Here is a 16,129-nt window from a genome sequence, read left to right on the forward strand (position 1 = left end):
TTATTTATCTTTTACACACCTAAAACCTAAATTTCGCATGGTGTATTTTGCTTTACTACTACCTCTAATTGCATAGCGCATAAAAGCAGCATAATTCATTAAATCTGTGGCGCCAATTGCTGCACTTCCACAAAATAAATCACTGTCTTTATCTACATCTTTACGTGACTCACCTGTTATTAATACCGAATTAAAATCTGAAGTCCATTCCCAAACCAATCCGTGTAAATCATAAACACCCCAATAATTTTTAAAGGTTGAACCAATTTCATTGTTAAATGTTTTTGGCTTTTCATACCAACTTAAAATAAACTCGTTATAAGTTTCTAAAGTTCTGGCATCAGCTAAATCTTCGTTTGCCATGGCTACAAATTCCCATTCATCAACTGTTGGCAATCGCTTTCCTTGGCATTCACAATAATCGTTTGCTGCAAACCAAGAAACATTAGTTATTGGTGCTTTTAACGCTTGATTATCTCCTAAAATAGTATCAGCTTTCCAAGCATATAAATAGTTACCATCTGCAAATAAACTTTTTACATTAGACCGTTGCCATTTAGGATATTTTTTTACAAACTGAAGATATTCTTCATTGGTAACGGGATATACATCCATTTGAAAATCACCAATTGTTACTGTTAACGAGTCTCTTCCATATAAAGGAATATAAGTACCTCCTTTAATTAATACCATTTTAGATTGACAATTAACATGAATTGCAAAAAATAGAAATACACCAATTGTCAATCTTAAAATAGTATTCATGAATCTAATAATTTAGTTTGCATTTTTAACTTCAGTAACCATTGCTGGAGTTACTTCGGTTTTATTATTTCCCCAAGAATTGTAAACGTATGTTAGCACATCAGCAACTTCATCATCGGTTAATGTTTGTTTGGTCATTATACTGTTGTATTTTACACCATTTACAGTAATTTCGCCTGTTTTACCGTGTAATACAATATCAATAGCTCGATTTACATCAGCATTTAAATAATCTGAATTTGCTAACGGAGGAAAAGCATTTGGAATTCCTTCTCCATTTCCTTGGTGACAGGCGAAACAAGTTTTTGTATAAATTTGTTTTCCTGATTCAATTTTTTCAGCTAAATTTTTATTTACTGCAACTTTAGGTTCTTCTGGTTCATCTGTTACAGGCATCGATTGAATATTACCACCTTCAGGCAAATAAATACCTTCTTGTTTTACACCCGAATATAATTTTTTATCTTCTTCACCAGAAACTTTTAACATTCCTAAAGCTCCTTTATTAAATGCACGGAAAATTGCGTGATCTACTAAAATAAATGTACCTGGAACATCAACTTTAAAATCTACAATTGCAGCGCCTCCAGCAGGAATAGATGTTGTTTGTACATTTTCATTAATTGTAGAGCCTCCTTCAATATGCACACTGTCAAAAATTTCTCCAATAACATGAAAAGATGAAGTTAAATTAGGGCCTCCATTTCCAACATATAAACGTACTGTTTCACCAACATTTGCAGTAATTGCATTGTCGCCTGTTAAAGCGCCCACAGAACCATTAAAAACAACATAATCAGCATCTTCATCAACAGCTTTTTGCATATCAAAGGCTTGCAAACCTCTTTCGCCTGTAGCTCCTTTGGTATAAAAATCACCTTGCATTATATAATATTCTTTATCAACTGGAGGTAAGCCTCCTTCTGGTTCTACTAAAATTAAACCATACATTCCGTTTGCAATATGCATTCCTACAGGAGCAGTTGCACAATGGTACACATACAGTCCTGGGTTTAATGTTTTAAACGAAAATGTTTTTTCATGACCTGGAGCTACAAATGATGATTCAGCTCCACCACCTGGACCAGTTACTGCGTGCAAATCAATATTATGCGGCAATTTATTATCTGGATGGTTAGAAAGTGTAAATTCTACCTCATCGCCAACTCTTGTTCTAATAAAACTACCTGGCACAGTACCTCCAAAAGTCCAATAAATATATTTAACACCATCAGTCATAGTTCCTTCTTGTTCTAGAATCTCCATATTAACAAGCAGTTTTTTTGCGGGCCTATCACCTACAGGAGTTGGAACATATGGAGGAGCAGTTAATTCTGCTTCCATAGTTCCTGAAACTTGAATATTTTTTGAATCTACAATCTTCTCTTTTTCTGAAGTTGAACAACTAGTTATTACTGTTAATATTAGTAACAAAAAACATCCACTTGCTAGTTTGTTTAATTTTTTCATTTGATTTTATATTAATAGTTTATACTTTTAAGATACATAAAAAAACCAGAGTAATTGATATTAGATAAAAGTGTATAAAAACTAAACACTCTGGAAATCAATCTAAAAAACCACTATTTGTATTTTTTATGAGTTTATTTTTTTATTCCTTTATTTCTAAAGCTTCATCTGAAGGAGTTCCGTGTTTATAAAAATCTACAATGTACAATACAATTCCTGTAGCAAACATACTTGCACATAAAATTAATATTACAAAATGAATACTAATTTCTTTTTGAACTTCCATAAAATCCATTCCAAACTTTCTCTCTAAATAAACTTGAGCAACACCTGCAACACCAAAAGCTACGGTCATTCCTATCATTCCAATATTAGACAACCAAAAAGCCATTCTTCCTATTGCACTGTCGTATAATTTTCTACCAGTCATATTTGGTAAACTATAACTAATAATTGCTAAAACTATCATTGCGTATGCTCCCCAAAATGCTAAATGTGCGTGCATTGCTGTTACCAACGTTCCGTGTGTGTATAAATTTGTTTGTGGCAACGTGTGAGCAAAACCTAACAAACCTGCACCTACAAAAGAAACGATTGCAGCTCCTAAAGTCCAATATAAGGCTAGTTTATTTGGATGTTTTTTCTCGCCTTTTCTATACATATTAACAGCAAATAAAGCCATCGCTAAAAAAGCTAAAGGTTCTAATGCTGAGAAAATACCACCAACTAGTAGCCAAATTTTATTTACACCTATATAGTAATAGTGATGACCTGTACCTAAAACACCCGATAAGAATGTTAAACCAACAATTACATATAACCATTTTTCAATAACCTCTCTATCTACACCTGTTAATTTAATTAGTAAGAATGATAAAATACCTCCCATAATTAATTCCCAAACACCTTCTACCCATAAGTGAACAACCCACCAACGGAAAAAAGAATCTGTTACTTGGCTATCAAAAGGAAGCATTCCTGGTAAATACAATAAAGCTGCAAATAATAATCCCATTGAAAGTACCAATGCTGTTGTGGTTTGTTTTTTTCCTTTGAATAAAGTGATTAAAATTAATCCTAAAAATAAAAGTACGTTTATAACAACTAAATAATCTAGTGGTCTTGGAATTTCTAAAAATTTACGTCCTTCCCACATATTAAAGTGAAAACCTACTATTGAAATTACGCCAACAACAGCTAGACTAATTAATTGAACATATGCCAATTTTACACTTACCAATTCGCGTTGTGCTTCTTCAGGAATTATATAATAAGCAGCTCCCATAAAACCAGAAAGTAACCAAACAACTAATAAATTTGTATGAACTGCTCTAGCTGTATTAAAAGGAATAAATTCATGTAAATTATCAAAGCCTATTCGGGCAAACCCCATAATAAAACCATAGGTTATTTGTAAAACTAATAATAGCATTGAAAGTGCAAAGAACCAATAAGCTACTTTTTGTGATTTATATTTCATTTTAAATTTATTTAAAGTTATTGATTAGTGTTTTCCATTCTTTCTTTAGCAATTGGCGATATTTTTCTATCTACACCTACTACTTTACCAAATCCATTTAAGTCAATTTCTCCAATCCATTTAAAGAAAGCAACCACATCATTTGCCTCAGCCTCTGTCATACCATACGCTACCATTTTTCTTCCATTTGGTTGCCAAGGGCCTTTAGACATTAAAATACTTTTAATAACTTCTTCTCCATTATTATTATATTTTGCGTTTAATCTGTCTACAACTTTGGTTAATTCTGGAGCATAATAACCTCCTTCACCTAATATAGTATGACATCCCATACAATTATTAGTTTCCCAAATCTCTTTCCCTCTCACAACTTCTGCAGTAATGTTTTCATGATTTGTTTGATCTACGTCTTTTGAAAGAGAAAAAATAGTAAGTCCTATAAAAATAAGAAACGTTACTAATGTCCCTCCCAAAAAGAAAGCCCTTGCTTGTTTTTTCGATAACATGTTTTTAATAGTTTAATTGGTTAATCTTCAATTTAAATATAATAAGACCTTTTTATCTTTTATTAAAGCAAAAGTATATAAATTTTTATATATTTTAATGATAAATATCAGATTTATTTATTTTCTGAAATTTTTATTTCTGGAGAGATATCTTTGATACTTAATTTTCTACCATTTGCCACAATTTCCTTAGAAAACTCCATAATAGTTTTATCTCTAAATTTCCCTAGAATACTGTTTTTAAATGGTTCTACAATAAAATGTACAGGGCAAGGATTACTTGAATCGCATTCAGATAGCCCTAAAAAGCATTCGTTTAACCTATTTAATCCATCAATATTTTCTATAATATCCAATACTGTTTTTTGTTGATTTTTTTTGGTTAAATAAAATCCACCGTGTGGTCCTTTGGTTGAAGATATAATTTTACCTTTTACCAATTGTTGAAATAATTTTGCAAGAAATGGACTTGGAACATCAATAGTTTCAGCAATAACACGAACACTTATTTTTTTATTATCTTTTACATGTTCTGCCAAAAATAATGTTGACAGAATTGCATACTTACTTGCTCGTGATAACATCATACTTTTTTAAATTTATAGCGTTGAAGCCACAAAAATAATAAAAAAAGACTGACAAGTATTAAATTTTGCTGAATTTAGCCGTAAAATGTCTCATAATAGGTGCTTCATCAATAATATTATACCCCGATTTTGCTTCATTTCTAGAGTCGTAAATATTTTTTAGCGTAGCAGCAACATATGCCATGTGATTATTTGTGTAAGTTCTTCTTGGTATTGCCAAACGCACTAATTCTAGTTCTGGATATCTATTTTTTCTGGTAAAAGGATCTCTATCAGCTAGCACAGTACCAATCTCTACACCACGTATTCCACCAACTATATAAAGTTCAATTGCTAAAGCTTGGGCTCTATATTCTTCTCTCGGAATATTTGGAACAAATTTATTAGCATCTAAGAAAATTGCATGTCCTCCAAATGGTTGTTGCACAGGAACTCCATATTCAACTAATTTATGCCCTAAATAAGCAACTTGTTCTATCCTACTTTCTAAATAATTAAATTCTGTAGATTCGTTTAAACCAACTGCTAAGGCTCCCATATCACGACCATTCATTCCTCCATAAGTAATAAATCCTTCGAACATTATATTAAAAACAGTAGCTTGCTTAAACACGTCTTTATTATTAAGTGCTATAAAACCTCCCATATTTACCAAACCATCTTTTTTGGCGCTCATAGTCATACCATCTCCATAGGAAAAAACTTCTTTTACAATCTCTTTAATGGTTTTATCTGCATAGCCTTTTTCTCTTTTTTTAATAAAGTAAGCGTTTTCAGAAAAACGTGCAGCATCAAAATACAAAGGAATACCATATTGTTTACATAATGCAGAAACAGCTTTTGTGTTTTCAATAGAAACAGGCTGTCCACCTGCACTATTACACGTAATTGTTAATATAACAAATGGAATCTTTTCTTTTGGATATTTATTAAATACTACTTCAAGTTTATTTAAATCTACATTTCCTTTAAAAGGGTGCATATTTGAAGTATCAAACGCTTCATCTATTGTACAATCTACGGCAGTTGCTTTTCTAAACTCTATATGTCCTTTTGTGGTATCAAAATGTGAATTTCCAGGAACAACATCTCCCTCTTTAACCAATGTAGAAAACAAAACATTTTCGGCTGCTCTACCTTGGTGCGTTGGTAAAAAATAGTTAAATCCTGTTATCTTTTTTACTGTCTTTTTTAATTTTTTAAACGAGGTTGACCCTGCATAACTTTCATCTCCAATCATTATTTCAGCCCATTGTTTATCACTCATTGCTCCTGTACCTGAATCTGTTAATAAATCAATAAATACAGCTTCTGAAGATAAGTTAAATAAGTTGTAATGTGCTTTTTGAATCCATTTTAAACGTTGTTCTTTGGTAGAGCGTTTAATTGTTTCTACCATTTTTATTTTATACGGTTCTGCATATGGTAATTCCATAATACTAAATTTTAAGTTGAAAAAAAGTGAAAAAGGTGCGATAAATCGCCTAAAAAAGAAGTCTATTTAATAAAACACTCTGGGCGCTTAATATTTAAATAGATATTAAAATGAATAGTATAAAAGTTTAAATTTTTCATTTAAAATAGATTCTGAAACAAATTTACATAAAAAAATATTTTATATGCAAACCAACTATAAAAAAGCTTGTAATTTTAATGACAATGGTCAGCCACAGTACTAAAAGTTACACTTATATTTGTTTCAATGTTAAAAAAGATAGATAATAGTCTTAAATAAACGATTTTGAATGGCTAATATGACAATTATCATTATTTTTGCCCAACATTTATTTTTAATAATAAAACATCTGTAATGAAGAAACTACTTTCTCTTATTTATTCAACACGTTTAATGGCTATTTTATTTTTAATTTTTGCTTTAGCAATGGGAATTGCAACATTTATTGAAAATGATTATGGTACAGAAACAGCTAAAGCATTAATTTATAATGCTTGGTGGTTCGAAGCAATAATGCTACTTTTTGCAATCAACTTTTTTGGTAATATTTTTAAATATAGATTACTAAGAAAAGAAAAGTTAGTAGTTTTAGTATTTCACCTTGCCTTTTTTTTAATATTAATTGGAGCTGGTATAACGCGGTATATAAGTTTTGAAGGAATAATGCCTATAAAAGAAGGCCAAGTAACCAATAAATTTTTAACCGAAAAAAACTATTTAAGCATAGTTGTTAATGATGGAAAAGAACAAAAAACACCTGTTCATCACCCAATATTATTATCTGCTTTAGGTACAAACAATTATAGCTACACTACAGATTTTAAAGGTACAGATGTTGAAGTAAAACTTACAAACTACATACCAAACGCTAAAGAAACTTTTGAAGAAAGTGAAACCGGAGATGAATATATGCTTTTTGTAGAGTCTGGTGCTGGAGGTAGACACGACCATTATATTAAAAGAGGAACTTCAGAAGTAATACATGGTGTTTTAATTGGTTATGATGCCTCAAATAGAAATACTATCGATTTTAAAAATATTGATGGTACTATTAAAATTCAAACTACCGTAGATGGAACATTTTTTAGAATGGCAGATAGTTTTGAAGGTACAGTTACCAAAGATAGTTTACAAGATTTTTCTTTAATGGCTGTTCACAATATTGCTGGCATGCAATTTGTTGTTCCAAATGCATCTTTAAAAGGTTCTTATAAAACTATTTCTGGAGATAAAGATGAAAACACATTAGGACAATTAACTTTTGATGTTACCGTTGGAAACGAGACAAAAGAAGTAAAACTTGTAGGTGCTAAATTTGCAATTCAACCTCCTACTCAATTTTCTGTAGGAAATTTAAACTTTAGAATGAGCTACGGTGCTTTGCAAAAAGAACTACCATTTAGCATTAAATTAAACGACTTTCAATTAGATAAATACCCTGGCTCTAACAGTCCAATGTCTTTTGCTAGTGAAGTTACAGTTATTGATCCTAGTGAAACTTTTGATTTTAGAATTTTTATGAATAATATACTAAATTATAAGGGGTATAAATTTTTTCAATCTAGTTATAATATTACAGAACAATACGAAGAAACTCACTTATCTGTTAATCACGATTTTTGGGGCTCAACAATTACATACATAGGTTATTTTTTACTTTATGCAGGTTTATTATTAATACTTTTTATAAAAAATACACGCTTTGATTTTTTAAGAAAAAGTTTAGAAAAAGTAAAAAAACAAAAGGCTTTATTGTCTTCAATAGCATTTATTTTATTTTCAACATTAACTTTTGCACAAGAGCATAACCACACTCTTACAGAAAAACAAATAGATTCTGCGCTTGTAAAAAACATAATTGATGTAGCGCATGCCGAAAAATTTAGTAAAGTTGTAATACAAGATGCTGGTGGTAGAATGAAACCTGTACACACCTATGCTTCTGAATTATTACGAAAAGTAAGCAAACACGACACTTACAAAGGACTTACTGCAACACAAGTATTTTTATCTATTCAACAAAATCCTAGATTATGGTTTCAAATTCCTATAATCTATATTGAAAAAGACAATACATTATTAAGAGATATTATAGGCATTCCTCACGATCAAAAAAATGCAACATTAGCTAACTTTTTTGATGCTAAAGGAATGTATAAAATTTCTGAAATTCAGCAAGATGCTCAAAAAACAAATATTAAAAGTAAGTTTGAAAAAGATGTAATTAATGTTGATAGAAGAGTAAACTTATTATATTCTGCAATTACAGGTGATGTTTTAAGAATTTTCCCAATTCCAAATGATTATAATAATACTTGGGTATCGCATAACGATTTAAATTCTGCAAATTTTAAAGGTCAAGATTCTGTTTTTGTACGACAAATTTTACCGATTTACTTGCAAACATTATTAGAGTCTAGCACCTCAAATGATTATAGTAAATCTGATGAAATTTTAGGTGGTATTGTTAATTTTCAGAAAAAATATGGAAGTAGTGTATACCCGTCAGATGATAAAATTGATTTAGAAATTGCATATAATAAATACGATATTTTTAAAACTATCTATAGCTATTATATGTATATAGGAACCCTTATGTTCTTCTTTGTAATCTTCCAAATCTTTAAAAACAATAAAACTGTAAACTTTTTAATTAAAGCAAGTATTGCAATTGTAATAGTATTATTTTTATTACATACTGGAGGTTTAATTGCTCGTTGGATTGTTAGTGGAAACGCTCCGTGGAGTAATGCTTATGAATCTATGATATATGTTGCTTGGGCAACTATGCTCTTCGGTTTAATTTTTGGACGAAAATCTTCAATGACAATTGCTGCAACCGCGTTTTTAACATCGTTTATATTAATGGTGGCGCATTGGAACTGGATGGATCCAGAAATTGCAAACTTACAACCTGTACTTAATTCGTATTGGTTAATGATTCACGTTTCTATAATTGTTGCAAGTTACGGTCCATTTGCTTTAGGTATGATTTTAGGATTAGTAGCCTTAATACTTATGATTATTACCAATTCTAAAAATAAAAAGAAGGTTGGTTTAATGATTAAAGAAATTACCATTATTAACGAGATGGCTTTAACTATTGGATTAATATTATTAGTTATTGGTAACTTTTTAGGTGGACAATGGGCTAATGAAAGTTGGGGTCGTTATTGGGGCTGGGATCCAAAAGAAACTTGGGCTTTAATAAGTATAATGGTGTACGCTTTTGTTTTACATATGCGTTTAGTTCCTGGATTAAGAGGTAGATTTGCTTTTAATTTATTCTCTGTAGCTGCTTTTGCCTCTATATTAATGACTTATTTTGGAGTAAACTTTTACCTATCAGGTTTACACTCTTATGCTAGTGGAGATAAAGCTATTACACCTACATTTGTATATTATTCTGTAGCATTTGTTTCAATTTTAGCAGTTTTTGCACATCATCAATATAAAAAACACTATAAAAAATAATTAAAACCGAAGCAAAAATGTAACTTTGCATTCCATTAAAAAAAAATATAATGTTTAATAAGAATATAAAATTAGTAATTGCAGGAGCAATTGTTGTATGGTCAGTATTTCAATTTGTTGATGGAAATATAATGAATGGTATTTCATTAGTTTTATTGGCAGGTATATTTGTCTTATTTTATTTTAAAAATGAATTTATTTTATTAGCATTTTTACAATTAAGAAAACAAAACTTTGCAGGTGCTAGTAAATGGCTATCTTATATTAAAAATCCTAGTAGTGCTTTAATTCAAAAGCAAGAAGGTTATTATAACTTTTTACAAGGAATTATGGTTTCTCAAACAAATTTAACTCAGGCAGAAAAATACTTTAAAAAAGCAATAAGCTTAGGTTTAAATATGCAACATGATTTAGCAATGGCGAAACTACAATTAGGAGGTATTGCAATGTCTAAAAGACGAAAAAGAGAAGCTACAATGCTTATAAATGAAGCTAAAAAATTAGACACACAAGGAGTTCTTTCTGATCAAATAAAAATGATGAAAGATCAACTTAAAAGAATTTAAGTTTTTAAATGATAAAAAAAGGCTGTTTAAAAAATTTTTTAAACAGCCTTTTTTTATGTTTTCAATTTTTTACTCAACCAATACTGGAGACAATTCTTTATTGTAATGTACAATGTAAACTCCATTATTTTCAAAACTTCCAAATAGCTTTTTATCATAATTAAAAACAGCAGAAATTCTAGAAGATTTCCCTGCTCTTAAAGCTTCTTCAATACTATCTTCACTTGCCAATCTTAATAATATATCATAAGCAACATCAAAACCTCTTACAGCATATTTAGATGGTAGTGTAGCATATTTAGAACTAAAATTAGCATAGAAGATTTTTACTCTAGGATCTTGCATATTTACAAAATCTGTTGTTGGATATGTAAAATTTAACTGTCCTAAAAAGCTATTATCAATTTTATCAAAATTTCTACCCTTTTCTGTAGATAAAAGTGTTATCTCATATTCTTCCATAAAACTTTTTAAATTGTTTACTGCAGTTGCTGTAGTTACAATATCATCACTAATTAAAAACACCCAATTTTTAGTATCTTTTTTTAATTTTTGAGCAAATTTAGCATTGTCAATATTTCCTTTAGAAGGTTTTAGTACAGAAATTTCTTGAATTGAATCAAATGCTTTTAATTTATTTACAATTCTCCATAATTTACTTTGAGACTTCTCTGCTACATCATTTATCACAATAATGTTTTCACCTTTATAAACTGTTCTCATATAACTTAATAAATGTTCTTCATATAAAGCTTCACTTGCATTATCAGATTTTATTAAGTTACTGGCAGATAAATTATTTTGATCTTTTGAATAAACAGGTGAAATTACTGGTGCATTCACATGTTTTGATAACCAATGTGCTTTGGCATAAAATAAAGGTCCAATAATAACATCTGTATTAGAAAAATCATTTCTATTTACAATAGTTTGCAACTTGTAATTAGAATTTTGAGTATCGTAATATGTTACATTTACAGTTATACCTTTAGTTCTTAAAGAATCTATTGCCATAGCGGTTCCCATATGAAAATCTGTAGCAATATTAAAAATTGAATTTCCTTTAGATAATACTTTCTCTGGAATTGAATCTTGATATTTATTTAATTCATAAGGAAGCATTATTGCAACATTAATTGTTTTTTTAAGGTTAAAAGGTTCTTCAAAAAAATCTGTATCAATAGTTTCTTCATCTTCATACAAACCTTCAGTTACATCTTCTTCAATTGTTGAAGCAATTGGTTTAATTTTTAAAACCATCCCTAGTTTTAAACCTTCGCTTAAAGCTGGATTTAATGCCATTAAATTTTCTTGAGAAACTTCGTATTTCTTTGTTAAATTATAAACAGTATCATCTTTAACTACAGTATGTGTTATATAATTAGTTGAATCACTTTCTTCACTTTCAATTACCGCTGGAACTGTAAGATGCATCCCAATTTTTAATCCATCATGTAATAAATCTGGATTTGCCTGAATTAATTCTTCAATAGTAGTATTATACTTTTTCGAAATTCCAAATAATGTCTCTTTTGGTTTTACTATATAGGTTTCTGTTTCATTTTTTTCAGTTCCTATTACCTGTTTTCCATAATTTTTATTTGGTACAATAATTACGGTATTTTCTTTTGGTTTTCTACCAATATCTGGATTTAATCGTAATAAATCTCTTGTAGAAATATCATAATTTTTAGCAATACTTTTCATTGTTTCCCCACTTTTAACAATGTAGGAAACGTATTTTTTTTGTTGCGCAACTAAAGTAAAAGTACACAACAATAAAATTGAAATTAAAAACTTGATTTTTTTCATGCGTTTATTTTTTTCAAATAGTGGAATTACCAAATTATTCCCACTCAATAGTTGCAGGCGGTTTAGAGCTAATATCATACACTACTCTATTAACACCTTTTACACCATTTATTATTTTATTTGATGTTTTTTGTAAAAATTCATACGGTAAATTTACCCAATCTGCTGTCATACCATCTGTAGATTCTACTGCTCTTAAAACCACTGCTTTTTCGTAGGTTCTTTCATCTCCCATTACCCCTACAGAATTTACTGGTAACAACATAGCACCAGCTTGCCAAACTTTATTATACAAACCTTCATCTTTTAAACCTTGTATAAAAATGGCATCAACTTCTTGTAATATTCTTACTTTTTCAGCAGTAATATCTCCTAAAATTCTAATTCCTAATCCCGGGCCTGGAAATGGATGTCTACCTAATAATTCGGCATCAATACCCATAGATTTTCCAACTCTTCTAACTTCATCTTTAAACAATGTATTTAAAGGTTCTACTATTTTTAACTTCATAAAATCTGGCAATCCACCAACATTATGATGCGATTTAATAGTTGCTGAAGGACCTCCTGTTGCTGAAACTGATTCTATAACATCTGGATAAATTGTACCTTGTGCTAACCAGCTTACATCTTTAATTAAGTGTGCTTCATCATCAAATGTTTCAATAAAAACACGACCAATAATTTTACGTTTTCCTTCAGGATCACTTTCTCCTGCAAGCTCTTTCAAAAAACGTGCCGAAGCATCAACTCCTTTTACGTTTAGTCCCATACCTTTATATTGATTTAATACGCTTTCAAATTCATTTTTACGTAATAAACCATTATTTACAAATATGCAGTATAAATTTTCTCCAATAGCTTTTGAAATTAAAACTGCAGCTACTGTAGAATCTACACCTCCTGAAAGACCTAAAACAACTTTATCGTTTCCTAATTTTTCTTTTAATTCTGCCACAGTTGTTTCAACAAAAGAATCTGGTGTCCAAGTTTGAGCAACTCCAGCTATATTCACTAAAAAGTTTTTCAAAATTGTTAAACCATCTTTAGAATGGTAAACTTCTGGATGAAATTGAATTCCGTAAGTTGCTTCTCCTTTAATTTTAAAAGCTGCATTTTTTACATCATGTGTGCTTGCAATTAACTCAAAACTATCTGGTAAGTTTATAATTGTATCGCTATGGCTCATCCAAACCTGACTACCTTCAGAAACATTTTCAAAAAACAATTCGTTTTCTTTAATATAAGAAAGGTTTGCTCGTCCATACTCTCTTGTATTAGAAGCTCCTACTTCACCTCCAAAATTATGTGCCATATATTGTGCACCATAACAAACACCTAACAAAGGTAATTTACCTTTAATCTCAGATAAATTAGGTATTGGAGCATCTGTAGCCTTTACAGAAGATGGACTTCCAGAAAGAATTACAGCACTGTAATCTTCTACATTAAAATTTTCACTATTGTATGGGAAAATTTCACAAAAAATGTTTAATTCTCTAACTCTACGGGCAATCAACTGCGTGTATTGCGAACCGAAATCTAAAATAAGTACTTGATGTTGCATTCGCCAAAAATAATATTATTATAAATAGATATGATTATTTTATTTCATTTTTTCTCAACATAAAAATAAAATACTCAAAAAAAGTAACCTAAATCTGCCTTTTAAAGCTAAAACCCTGTTTAAAACAATAAAATAATCCATTTTTTTAACTAAAAATAAAGCGATTTAACGGCATTTTGCTTTGTAAAACATCCGTTATTAAAAAATACGCACAACATTTAATTTAAGCCTGTTTTTAGAGGTTTTAAGCTACTTTTAACAATTAGCAATTGTTAATAACTTCTAAAGTTCACTTTTAAAAATGGTAAAAAAACATAGATTGAATACTTATATTTGTTTGTTAAATTTTTTTAAAAACATACATTTTAAATTATGAGTGACGAAATTAATAAAAGTAATTATTCTGCTGACAGCATTCAGGCCTTAGAAGGAATGGAACATGTACGTATGCGTCCGTCAATGTATATTGGAGATGTTGGAATTAGAGGATTACACCATTTAGTATATGAAGTAGTAGACAACTCTATTGACGAAGCAATGGCAGGCCATTGTAACACCATAGATGTTATAATAAATGAGAACGGTTCTTTATCTGTAAAAGATAATGGTCGTGGTATTCCTGTTGGAATGCATAAAAAAGAAGGTGTTTCTGCTTTAGAAGTTGTAATGACAAAGATTGGAGCTGGAGGTAAATTTGATAAAGATTCTTATAAAGTTTCTGGTGGTTTACACGGTGTTGGTGTTTCTGTTGTAAATGCCTTATCCGATCATTTAAAAGCAACCGTATATTCTGGAGACGGTAAAATTTGGGAACAAGAATACGAACGTGGTAAAGCACTATACCCTGCTAAACCTGTTGGTGAAACTACCGAAAAAGGTACTATGGTAACATTTTTACCTGACGCTTCAATTTTTACCCAAACTATAGAATTCAACTACGTAACTTTAGCAACTCGTTTACGTGAACTTTCGTTCTTAAATAAAGGTGTTACTTTAACTTTAACAGATAAAAGAGTTAAAGATGATGAAGGTAATTTTATTTCTGAAACATTCCATAGTGACGAAGGTTTACCTGAATTTATAAAATACTTAGATGAAACACGTGAGCAACTAACCGCTGGAATCATTTCAATGGAAGGTGAAAAAAATGGAATCCCTGTTGAAGTAGCAATGGTTTATAACACTTCTTATGCAGAGAATTTACATTCTTACGTAAACAACATTAATACACACGAAGGAGGAACACACTTATCTGGTTTTAGACGTGGTTTAACTAACACGCTTAAAAAATATGCTGAATCATCTGGTATGTTAGATAAGTTAAAATTTGATATTGCTGGTGATGATTTTCGTGAAGGATTAACAGCTATTATATCTGTAAAAGTTGCAGAACCTCAATTTGAAGGTCAAACTAAAACTAAATTAGGAAACAGAGAAGTTACTTCAGCAGTAAGTCAAGCTGTTTCTGAAATGTTACAAGATTATTTAGAAGAAAACCCTGCAGATGCCAAAACAATTGTACAAAAAGTTGTTTTAGCTGCACAAGCAAGACACGCAGCGCGTAAAGCCCGAGAAATGGTGCAACGTAAAACTGTAATGTCTATTGGAGGTCTACCTGGTAAATTAAGTGACTGTTCTGAAACAGATCCAGAACATTGCGAAATATTCCTTGTTGAGGGAGATTCTGCAGGTGGAACTGCAAAACAAGGACGTGATAGAGCTTTTCAAGCAATTTTACCCTTACGTGGTAAAATTTTAAATGTTGAAAAAGCAATGCAACATAAAGTATTCGATAACGAAGAGATAAAAAATATGTACACCGCTTTAGGTGTTTCTATCGGTACAGAAGAAGATCCAAGAGCATTAAATCTAGACAAGCTTCGCTACAATAAAATAGTTATTATGTGTGACGCCGATGTAGATGGTAGTCACATTGCAACATTAATTCTTACATTCTTCTTTAGATATATGAAAGAATTAATAGAAAATGGTCATATCTATATAGCTACTCCACCTTTATATTTAGTTAAAAAAGGTCAAAAAAGAGAATATGCTTGGAATGAAGACCAACGCGATTTAATTGCACGTAACTTAGGAGGAAATGTAAACATACAACGTTACAAAGGTCTTGGAGAGATGAATGCTACCCAACTTTGGGACACAACTATGAACCCTGAATTTAGAACATTACGCCAAGTTACTGTTAACAACCTAACAGAAGCAGATAGAGTATTTTCTATGCTAATGGGTGATGAAGTACCACCTCGTAGAGAGTTTATAGAGAAAAATGCAAAATATGCAAATATTGATGCTTAACTCTTTATATTTTTAAAAACACAAAAGGCTGCTATTTTAGCAGCCTTTTTTTATGATAATCGTAAAAATAAAGACCTAAAATCAACAATATCGATTTCGTAAATTAAAACAAATGTCATTTCCCTTTAAT

Annotated in this window: 11 protein-coding genes; 3 read left to right on the forward strand and 8 right to left on the reverse strand. The window is 30.3% G+C overall.

The annotated features are described in order from the left end of the window. The 6 genes from MKD41_RS07985 to MKD41_RS08010 form a co-directional block, all read right to left on the reverse strand. Entirely contained in the window at nt 1-693 is a 693-nt protein-coding gene (locus MKD41_RS07985; protein ID WP_371824296.1) for a formylglycine-generating enzyme family protein, read from the reverse strand. A gap of 84 nt (nt 694-777) precedes the next feature. Next, nucleotides 778-2,235, reverse strand: a complete 1,458-nt coding sequence (nirK, locus tag MKD41_RS07990; RefSeq protein ID WP_240244905.1) for a copper-containing nitrite reductase — start codon at nt 2,233-2,235, stop codon at nt 778-780. Nucleotides 2,236-2,377: 142 nt separating this feature from the next. Further along, on the reverse strand, nt 2,378-3,715 hold the full coding sequence (locus MKD41_RS07995) for a cbb3-type cytochrome c oxidase subunit I (RefSeq protein ID WP_240244906.1): 1,338 nt from the start codon (nt 3,713-3,715) through the stop codon (nt 2,378-2,380). Nucleotides 3,716-3,732: 17 nt separating this feature from the next. Next, entirely contained in the window at nt 3,733-4,221 is a 489-nt protein-coding gene (locus tag MKD41_RS08000) for a c-type cytochrome (protein ID WP_240244907.1), read from the reverse strand. 113 nt (nt 4,222-4,334) lie between these two features. Continuing rightward, nucleotides 4,335-4,808: an RrF2 family transcriptional regulator gene (locus MKD41_RS08005; protein ID WP_240226806.1), complete on the reverse strand. Its 474-nt coding sequence runs from the start codon at nt 4,806-4,808 to the stop codon at nt 4,335-4,337. A 58-nt stretch (nt 4,809-4,866) separates the two neighbouring features. Beyond that, nucleotides 4,867-6,243: a tryptophanase gene (locus MKD41_RS08010; RefSeq protein WP_240244908.1), complete on the reverse strand. Its 1,377-nt coding sequence runs from the start codon at nt 6,241-6,243 to the stop codon at nt 4,867-4,869. A 375-nt stretch (nt 6,244-6,618) separates the two neighbouring features. On the opposite strand from MKD41_RS08010, the gene ccsA reads away from it, so the two are divergent. Both ccsA and MKD41_RS08020 read left to right on the forward strand, forming a co-directional pair. After that, on the forward strand, nt 6,619-9,738 hold the full coding sequence (ccsA, locus tag MKD41_RS08015; RefSeq protein ID WP_240244909.1) for a cytochrome c biogenesis protein: 3,120 nt from the start codon (nt 6,619-6,621) through the stop codon (nt 9,736-9,738). Between the two features lie 50 nt (nt 9,739-9,788). Further along, nucleotides 9,789-10,304, forward strand: a complete 516-nt coding sequence (locus MKD41_RS08020) for a DUF2892 domain-containing protein (RefSeq protein WP_240244910.1) — start codon at nt 9,789-9,791, stop codon at nt 10,302-10,304. Nucleotides 10,305-10,373: 69 nt separating this feature from the next. Here the strand turns inward: MKD41_RS08020 and MKD41_RS08025 are convergent, their stop codons facing one another. After that, the gene (locus MKD41_RS08025; RefSeq protein WP_240244911.1) at nt 10,374-12,011 is read right to left on the reverse strand and encodes a lytic transglycosylase; all 1,638 of its coding nucleotides are present in this window, start codon (nt 12,009-12,011) and stop codon (nt 10,374-10,376) included. Between the two features lie 139 nt (nt 12,012-12,150). Continuing rightward, on the reverse strand, nt 12,151-13,683 hold the full coding sequence (guaA, locus tag MKD41_RS08030) for a glutamine-hydrolyzing GMP synthase (RefSeq protein ID WP_240244912.1): 1,533 nt from the start codon (nt 13,681-13,683) through the stop codon (nt 12,151-12,153). A 372-nt stretch (nt 13,684-14,055) separates the two neighbouring features. Here guaA and gyrB point away from each other — a divergent pair, with 372 nt between their 5' ends. Continuing rightward, complete coding sequence (gyrB, locus tag MKD41_RS08035) at nt 14,056-15,999, forward strand: DNA topoisomerase (ATP-hydrolyzing) subunit B (RefSeq protein WP_240244913.1); 1,944 nt, start codon at nt 14,056-14,058, stop codon at nt 15,997-15,999. Nucleotides 16,000-16,129 lie beyond the last annotated feature (130 nt).

Source organism: Lutibacter sp. A64 (assembly GCF_022429565.1).
Lineage (GTDB): Bacteria > Bacteroidota > Bacteroidia > Flavobacteriales > Flavobacteriaceae > Lutibacter.